11 protein-coding genes are annotated in these 7,137 nt (G+C 70.8%); 6 read left to right on the forward strand and 5 right to left on the reverse strand.

The features are described from left to right. Positions 1-372: 372 nt before the first annotated feature. Both AB0L45_RS30515 and AB0L45_RS30520 read left to right on the forward strand, forming a co-directional pair. Entirely contained in the window at positions 373-498 is a 126-nt protein-coding gene (locus AB0L45_RS30515) for a hypothetical protein (RefSeq protein ID WP_365845616.1), read from the forward strand. 80 nt (positions 499-578) lie between these two features. Then, the gene (locus tag AB0L45_RS30520) at positions 579-911 is read left to right on the forward strand and encodes a hypothetical protein (RefSeq protein ID WP_365845618.1); all 333 of its coding nucleotides are present in this window, start codon (positions 579-581) and stop codon (positions 909-911) included. A 60-nt stretch (positions 912-971) separates the two neighbouring features. Here AB0L45_RS30520 and AB0L45_RS30525 read toward each other — a convergent pair whose 3' ends face one another. Continuing rightward, positions 972-1,223, reverse strand: a complete 252-nt coding sequence (locus AB0L45_RS30525) for a hypothetical protein (protein ID WP_365845620.1) — start codon at positions 1,221-1,223, stop codon at positions 972-974. Positions 1,224-1,483: 260 nt separating this feature from the next. Here AB0L45_RS30525 and AB0L45_RS30530 point away from each other — a divergent pair, with 260 nt between their 5' ends. Then, positions 1,484-1,912 carry a DUF6234 family protein gene (locus AB0L45_RS30530; protein WP_365845622.1) on the forward strand — a complete coding sequence of 143 codons (429 nt, stop codon included), beginning with the start codon at positions 1,484-1,486 and terminating at the stop codon, positions 1,910-1,912. 457 nt (positions 1,913-2,369) lie between these two features. On the opposite strand, the gene AB0L45_RS30535 is transcribed toward AB0L45_RS30530, so the two are convergent. Then, complete coding sequence (locus AB0L45_RS30535) at positions 2,370-2,987, reverse strand: TOPRIM nucleotidyl transferase/hydrolase domain-containing protein (protein ID WP_365845624.1); 618 nt, start codon at positions 2,985-2,987, stop codon at positions 2,370-2,372. Positions 2,988-3,311: 324 nt separating this feature from the next. After that, complete coding sequence (locus tag AB0L45_RS30540) at positions 3,312-3,980, reverse strand: TetR/AcrR family transcriptional regulator (RefSeq protein WP_365845646.1); 669 nt, start codon at positions 3,978-3,980, stop codon at positions 3,312-3,314. A gap of 123 nt (positions 3,981-4,103) precedes the next feature. Between AB0L45_RS30540 and AB0L45_RS30545 the strand changes: the two genes are divergently transcribed. Both AB0L45_RS30545 and AB0L45_RS30550 read left to right on the forward strand, forming a co-directional pair. Continuing rightward, entirely contained in the window at positions 4,104-5,333 is a 1,230-nt protein-coding gene (locus AB0L45_RS30545; protein ID WP_365845626.1) for a cytochrome P450, read from the forward strand. A 19-nt stretch (positions 5,334-5,352) separates the two neighbouring features. Next, positions 5,353-5,544: a ferredoxin gene (locus AB0L45_RS30550; RefSeq protein WP_365845628.1), complete on the forward strand. Its 192-nt coding sequence runs from the start codon at positions 5,353-5,355 to the stop codon at positions 5,542-5,544. Positions 5,545-5,613: 69 nt separating this feature from the next. On the opposite strand, the gene AB0L45_RS30555 is transcribed toward AB0L45_RS30550, so the two are convergent. Continuing rightward, a complete protein-coding gene (locus AB0L45_RS30555; RefSeq protein ID WP_365845630.1) occupies positions 5,614-6,252 on the reverse strand; it encodes a GNAT family N-acetyltransferase in 639 nt (212 codons plus the stop codon). 26 nt (positions 6,253-6,278) lie between these two features. Between AB0L45_RS30555 and AB0L45_RS30560 the strand changes: the two genes are divergently transcribed. Beyond that, positions 6,279-6,797 (forward strand): CGNR zinc finger domain-containing protein, encoded by a 519-nt coding sequence (locus AB0L45_RS30560; RefSeq protein ID WP_365845632.1) that lies wholly within the window; start codon positions 6,279-6,281, stop codon positions 6,795-6,797. Positions 6,798-6,939: 142 nt separating this feature from the next. Here AB0L45_RS30560 and AB0L45_RS30565 read toward each other — a convergent pair. Next, positions 6,940-7,137: ATP-binding protein (locus AB0L45_RS30565; RefSeq protein WP_365845634.1), on the reverse strand; the 198-nt coding region annotated here is incomplete at its 5' end.

The following is a 7,137-nucleotide window of genomic DNA, read 5'->3' on the forward strand; positions in this document are numbered from 1 at the left end:
CACCACGGGCACGGCGAGGGCGTGCGAATGTCCGTGTTCTGCAATAGCCGGTCGCCCCTTCGGCCACGGCCGCCGGACGGGAGCACAGCGAACGGCATGGAGGACGGCAGAATGAACCGTCGTCATGCGCAGGCGCGGCCCGGACCGTGGAGCCGATCGCCGACGCCTGAACGCAGAAATCGCAGAATGCGTCTGGGGGCTCCATCCGTGTCATAACGGAAAGACGTCGCCCGTCAGCCCGCCGCTCGCCGAGCCGGGAAGGCTGACCGCCGATCCCCAGGGCGAAGAATTCCATACCGGCGAAGCGCGCGGCCTGGCCCCCGGCACTCCTTGGACGGCTTCATGGCCCACCCGTTTCGATCCCAGCACCGGGTGGCTCCGCATCGCCAAGGACACGGCCCGGACGACGACCTGACGCAGATCGCGGACGGAATTGTCGCGGGCCGGCTCGCCGGCGCCCTGCACTCCCTGTGGCTCAAGCGCGAGTTCATCGCATGACGATGCGTCCCGTACCCCCGTACCCGTACCGCCCTTTCTGGTTCCTCTGCCCTCTCTGCCCTCGCTATGATGGAGCACACATGGGAATTGAACTGGAACTCCACTCGCGTCGGCCTGCGCGCGGCAAAACATCCGAAGCCACCCTGCTGCAAGGCTCTTACGCACACGGCGAAGCCTTGGCGGAAGCATTGGGCCCGTTCGACCGTTCCGGTCCGGGCAAGCTGGCCTGGGTGGATCCTTACGGTGACACGCTGTTCAACGAGCAGGAGGCGCACGCCGCGCTGGCGGAAGCCGCCCTGCTGATCGAGCGGTGCTCCGATGCATCACAGAAAGCCGCGCTGCACGACCTCGTGGCGCTCCTGGAGCAATGTGCGGCCACACCGGGAAGCTGTCTCTGGTTCATGGGCGACTGAAGCCGGGCGGTGCTTCCACCGCCCGGCGACACTACGCGGCGAGGTCCCCGATCGGACGGCTCACGGAGTGGTGAACAGCCACCACGAGGTCGTGCCGTTCTGCGCGCAGAAGAACGACTGCCACTGACCGGCTTGCTGCCCCTGGTTTCCGGCGACCCAGCAGACTTCGTAACTCGCGTACGGCCCGTAGACCGCCGTCGGAGCGGCGACCGCGGCTCCGACGGCGGACCCGGAAATCCGCGGCGCCGCGGTGGCGGCGGACGGCAGCGCGATTCCCACGACGGTCAGCACGACCACGGAAGCAACGCGCAACGCTTTCCTGAACATAAAATTTCCCCCTCGGTGTCATCCGTGACAGGGCCGACCCTAGGCCTGTCGAGCCCCGTCACACGATCACCCACATGGGTTACTCCCAGCAATTCACCGGCAGTTCCGTACGTCGCGTGGATGCGCTACCGGCGCAGATTCTCGTCCCCCACGCCCCGCGCACGCCCGCGTATATCGAATCCCCGGCGGCGGTCTGAGTGCGCGTACTCATGCCCATACTGCGGAGGGCCCGGCATCGTGGGGCAATGACGTATGCACTTTCCACACCCCCGCCCCGGCGAAGGCGTCCTTGGTCACGCAGAACACCTCGCGGCCAGGACATCGGCTTCGGCATCGTGCTCTTCGTGGTGGAGGCCGCCGTTTTCCTGGGGGCCGGATTCTCGTACGGCATGGACGTATGGGCCGCACAGGGAGAGCAGAGGCGGATCGACGCGACGCACCTCGCGGAACTCGCCTGGATGCAGCACTTCCTCATCGCCGTGATCCTGCTCGCCGGGCTCGCGATGCTGTTCCGCGCACCGTGGACGGTGGTGTCCCAGCTCCTGCCAGCCGGAGCGGCAGCCGCGCTGCTCGCCCTCGCACAGCACGAGTACGACCGCGCGCACCCGGCCCCCGCTCCCGCCCCGAGCGCGGGCTATTCGCCCTGTTACAGCGGCAACGGCAGGTGCCACTGAGGGCCCGGAGACCTCAGGCACACCTGTACACGGGTGCAGGCCCCGACTCCAGCACCTGGCCGGTGCGGAGGTACAGCGCAGTAGCGTCGGTATGGCGCGACACGGGGGCGGGGGTTGCCGGTCGGCGCCGGGGCTCGGCGAGCTGCCGCTGTGGTCGTGTGCGTGGAGCTCGTCGAACGCGGCGTGGAGGCCGTGGCGTACCCGTGAGCGGCTTGCAGCATTGTCGACGGCGCGGTCGGGGAGCGGCTGTTGCGGGAAGCCATGGCCCGGTACGGCGCGCGCGAGGCGCTGGCAGCCAGCAGCACGGTGGCCGACGCCCTTCGCGCCGTCGGGGCCGCCGCGTCGCTGCTGGGTGCCCGTGGGGATCGCGCGTACGGCCCGGGCGCCTCTTGCACCGCGCCGGCCCCCCGGGTCGGCCCCGGCCCCAGCTGCGGTGCCTGATGGCCTGCGGCCTCGCTCACAGGCTCGCGAGGAGGCCGTCGAGCGGTGCGGGTACCTGTCCGGGGGCGAGCGCCTCGACGAGGAGGCGGCCGTAGCGGATCTTGCGGCCTTTCTTCGTGCCGAGGAAGCGCCGCAACTGCTGTTGCCGGGGCCTGCCTTGCTGGGCGGGCTGGCGCAGGAAGATCTGCCAGGGCCGGACATCGCCTTCGGCCCGTACGATCTCCTCGACCCTTACGGTGCCCAGCGCCCGGATCAGTTCGTCCTCCAGGTCGGCCACGCAGACGAAGAAGTCCCGGCGCGCCACCCGCGCCCGCTCCAGCCCCCGGTCGTAGAAGCGCTGTTCGCCCTCGTCACACAGCCCCGTCAGGCGCAGGCCGAGGCCCGGCGGCCCGAGGAGGCCGGCGTAGCGGCCGACGCACATCGCCCCGCCCATCGGCATGACGCACACCCCTTCGGCGTCCAGGTCCCGGCCGCTCCGTACGGCCAGCGCCTCGACGGCGGCGTGGTCGCTCGGCCCTTCCAGCAGCACCGCCGTCCGTACCCCCAGCCGCTCAGCCAGTTCGCTCGCCGGCCCGCCGGGACCGCCGCCCGCCCAGCCGCTGACCGCGTCCCGGAACGCGCGCATGTCCGCCATGGAGCGAGTCTGCACCTCCACCGGCGACGCGGCACGGAATTTGCGGCTGCCGTAGCCCGCACGGAAGCGGGACGTTCGTGAAGGCCCGCTTCCCCGGATGTGGACGCGCGCGAGGACCCGCACGCTCGGAAGCGCAACGCCGCACGAATACCCGCACCCCCGGAAGCGCAACGTGCGCGAAGACCCACACGGACGGAAGCGCAACGCCGCACGAAAACCCGCACCCCCAGATGCGCAACGTGCGCGAAGACCCACACGGACGGAAGCGCCACGCCGCACGAAAACCCGCACCCCGGAAGCGCAACGCGCCTCACCGACCGACGGTCACCCCTCCTCGCCGGACCGACGCGCCCGAGCCCCCGACCGAGGAGCCGGGGCCAGAACCAAGGGCAGGTAGACGTCGTCGATGATCTCGATGACGGTCTCGTCCTCGACGGGGGCACCGAAGAGCAGGAACTCGTTGCGCAGCAGGTCGGTGGCGACGGCGGACCGCCGTGAGTCCAGCACCCACTCCTCGACCTCGCCCCGCTCGACGGCCCGCTGAAGGATGGTCCGGCACACCACCGGGCCGACGCTGTGGAAGCGTTCGCGGATCAGCCGGGCGAACTCGGGGTCGCGGGTCATCTCCGTGAGCAGGCCACGCAGCATGCCGCCGATCGGGGAGGCCATCTTGGCGGACATCTGCCGCAGCAGGGCGATCATGTCACCGCGCAGGGTGCCGGTGTCGGGCGGGCTGACCTCCGCGAGGCCGCGCATCCGGCAGGCGTCCAGGACCAGTTCGGCGCGTCCGGTCCACCGGCGGTACAGGGCGGCCTTGCTCGTACGGGCCCGGGCGGCGACGCGCTCCATGGTCAGCGCGGTGTAGCCCACCTCAGCGAGTTCGTCCAACGCCGCGCCCAGTATGGCGTTCTCCAGTTCCTCGCCGCGGCGCCGTGGCCCTTTGCGGTGGTCAGCGACCGGTGGGGCGGTCGGGTCGTCGGTGTTCGTCGACAGCGTGACTCCTCGGAGTGTGCACAGTATGCCGAGAGGACGTTGCGTTCCCTAAGGGGACACTCTAGCCTCCGAGTTAGAGAACTGACCGTTCCTTAGAGACTGTCAGCACCCACGAGGGGACCGATGACCGAGACCTCTGTGACCTCAGCTGCCCTCCCTGCCTCCGACGCCCCCGCCTTCCCCAGCAACCGCACCTGCCCCTACCGCTTACCCGAGTCCTACACCCGGCTGCGCGACGAACAGGACGCGCTGCGGCCGGTCACGCTCTACAACGGCCGGCAGGCCTGGGTGGTGACCAAGCACGAGACCGCCCGCAAGCTGCTGGCCGACCCCCGGCTGTCCTCCGACCGCAACCACCCGGCCTTCCCGCTCACCTCCCCACGCCTGGAAGGGCTGCGTGACCGCCGCCCCGCCTTCATCGGCATGGACCCGCCCGAGCACGGCAAGCGGCGCCGGATGACGATCAGCGAGTTCACCGTCAAACGCATCAAGGGGATGCGCCCGGACATCGAACGCATCGTGCACGGCTTCCTCGACACGATGCTCGCCGCGGGGCCGCCCGCCGACCTGGTCAGCCAGTTCGCGCTGCCGGTGCCCTCGATGGTGATCTGTCAGCTGCTGGGTGTCCCGTACGCCGACCACGACTTCTTCCAGGACGCGAGCAGGCGCCTGGTGCAGTCCACGGACGCGGCCGAAGCGTCCGGCGCGCGCGACGACCTGGAACGTTACCTGGACGAGCTGATCACCGGCCTGGAGGCCGAGCCCGGGCCCGGCCTGCTCGGCGCTCTGGTCGGCCGGCAGCTCGCGGAGGGGGCGACCGACCGCGAGGAACTGATCTCCAACGCGATGCTCCTGCTCGTCGCGGGCCACGAGACCACCGCGTCGATGACCTCCCTCAGCGTCATCACCCTGCTCGACCATCCCGAGCAGCTCGCCGCCCTGCGCGCCGACCCGGCGCTCGTCCCCGGCGCCGTCGAGGAGCTGCTGCGCTACCTCGCCATCGCCGACATCGCGGGCAACCGCGTCGCCACCGCCGACATCGAGGTGGGCGGGCAGCTGATCCGGGCCGGAGAAGGCGTGATCGTCACCAACTCCATCGCCAACCGCGACGCGGAGGTCTTCGAGGACCCCGACACCTTCGACATCCACCGCTCGGCCCGGCACCACCTCGCCTTCGGGTACGGCGTCCACCAGTGCCTCGGCCAGAACCTGGCCCGGCTCGAACTCGAAATCATCCTCACCGCGCTGTTCGACCGCATTCCCACCCTGCGGCTGGCCACCCCGGTCGAGCGTCTGGACCTGCGCCCCGGCACCACCATCCAGGGCGTCAACGAACTCCCCGTCACCTGGTGACCCGGCGGAAGAGGACACGATGAAGGTAACCGCCGACCGAACGGTCTGCGTCGGCGCCGGCATGTGCGCCCTGACCGCGCCCGCCGTCTTCGACCAGGACGACGACGGCATCGTCACCGTACTCGTCACCGAGCCCGGCGACGACAGCCGGGCCGCCGCCCTCGAAGCCGGGATGCTGTGCCCGTCCGGGGCGCTGAGGGTGGAGGAGTAGAGGAGGAACGGAGGGGGTGGGCCGGGCCGGAACGGTGCGCATGTGGCCGGGCGGGCCGCCTGCCTCCCGTTACGGCCGCCAGTACAGCGCGGGGTCCGGGTGGTCGGTGAAACCGAGGCTGCGGTAGAGCGGCCGGCCGCTGGGTGAGGCGTACAGGTCCACCCGTCCGACCTCCTGCCCCTCGAACCAGCCGAGCAGGGACCGCATGATCGCGCGGCTGTGGCCGCGCCGCCGGTGTGCCGGGTCGGTGACCACGCCGATGACGTGCCCGACCCGGCCCCGGTGGTTGTGCGGACCGGGGAACCACCGCTCGACGGTACCGATACCGCAGGCCGCGAGGCCTTGGCCGGCGTCGACGACCAGGATGCGCACGGCGTCCGACGCCATATGGTCCCTGAACGCCGCGGCGAGGTTGCCGCGCCAGTCGCACCCGGGTACGGGGGCGGGGTACGAGTCGTCGAGGTACTGGTCGCTGAAGTACTCGTCGTCGCGGGCGTCGAACAGCAGGGCCCGCAGGCGCACGAGTTCGGCGATGTCGTGTGCTGTGGCTCGGCGTACGGTGGCGGGGGGTTCCGTGTGGTGCCTGGTGGGGTGTCCGACAGGTTGCTCGACGGGATGCCCGACGGGGGGCGGGGTGCCGCGCTCGGCGCCGTATTCGGTGGTGCTGTCTGTGGTGCTGTCGCTGTTGTTGTCGGTGCCGTGTCTCATGCCGGCCAACCTGCTGTAATGGCCTTGTGCAACTCAACCCTTACGGTGCGGATGCCGTGAACCTGGCCGCGGATCTCGCCAACCGTCCCCCGGCCGACGCCGCGGAACTGGCGGACCGCTGCCGCGAGGCCGGGCTGGTGCTGGAGCACCCGGTGACCCGTCAGGACCTCGACCACGCCATGGCCGCGGTGACGGCATGGGTGAAGGTCGTCGACGCCGCTGACGAGGAGGAGCGCGCCGAGTCGCTGAACCGGATGCTGGCGGCGGCCGCCGCGTACCCGCGCCTGGTCGACCACGCCGGCACCGGCTGGCACCTGCACTACCGTGATGGTCAACAGCCCCTGGGATCCGTGCTGTTCTCGCTGATCTCGGTCGGCACCGCGCTGCACCTGACGGGGCGGGGGATGCACCGGCTTCGGCGGTGCGCCGTGCCCGAGTGCACCACGATCTTCGCCGACACCTCCCGTACGGGACGCCAGCGCTACTGCACACAACGGTGCGCCAACCGTGACGCGGTACGCCGGCATCGGCGGCGCAACGGGTGAGGGAGCGGCGAGCGGGCTGTCGGAGCTGAGCCGCCGGCGCGCAGGGCCCTCAGCAGGACAACCTGTGGATCCACGGCGCGTTCCGTTCCGACAGCTGGCGAGACGGCCTGTGCCCGGCGGCCGCTCCGCCAGGCACAGGCGCTCACAGCGGCAAGGCGACGCGTACGGTCAGTCCGCCACCCTCGCGGGGCTGGGCGGTGGTGGTGCCGTCATGTGCCCGTACCGCCGAGCGCACGATGGTCAGCCCGAGGCCGACGCCCTTGTCGCTGCCGGTCCGCTCCGTACGCAGGCGCCGGAACGGCTCGAAGAGGTTCTCCACCTCGTAGGCCGGGACGGCCGG

Origin of the sequence: Streptomyces sp. NPDC052496, from assembly GCF_040679095.1 — a bacterium.
Classification (GTDB): domain Bacteria; phylum Actinomycetota; class Actinomycetes; order Streptomycetales; family Streptomycetaceae; genus Streptomyces.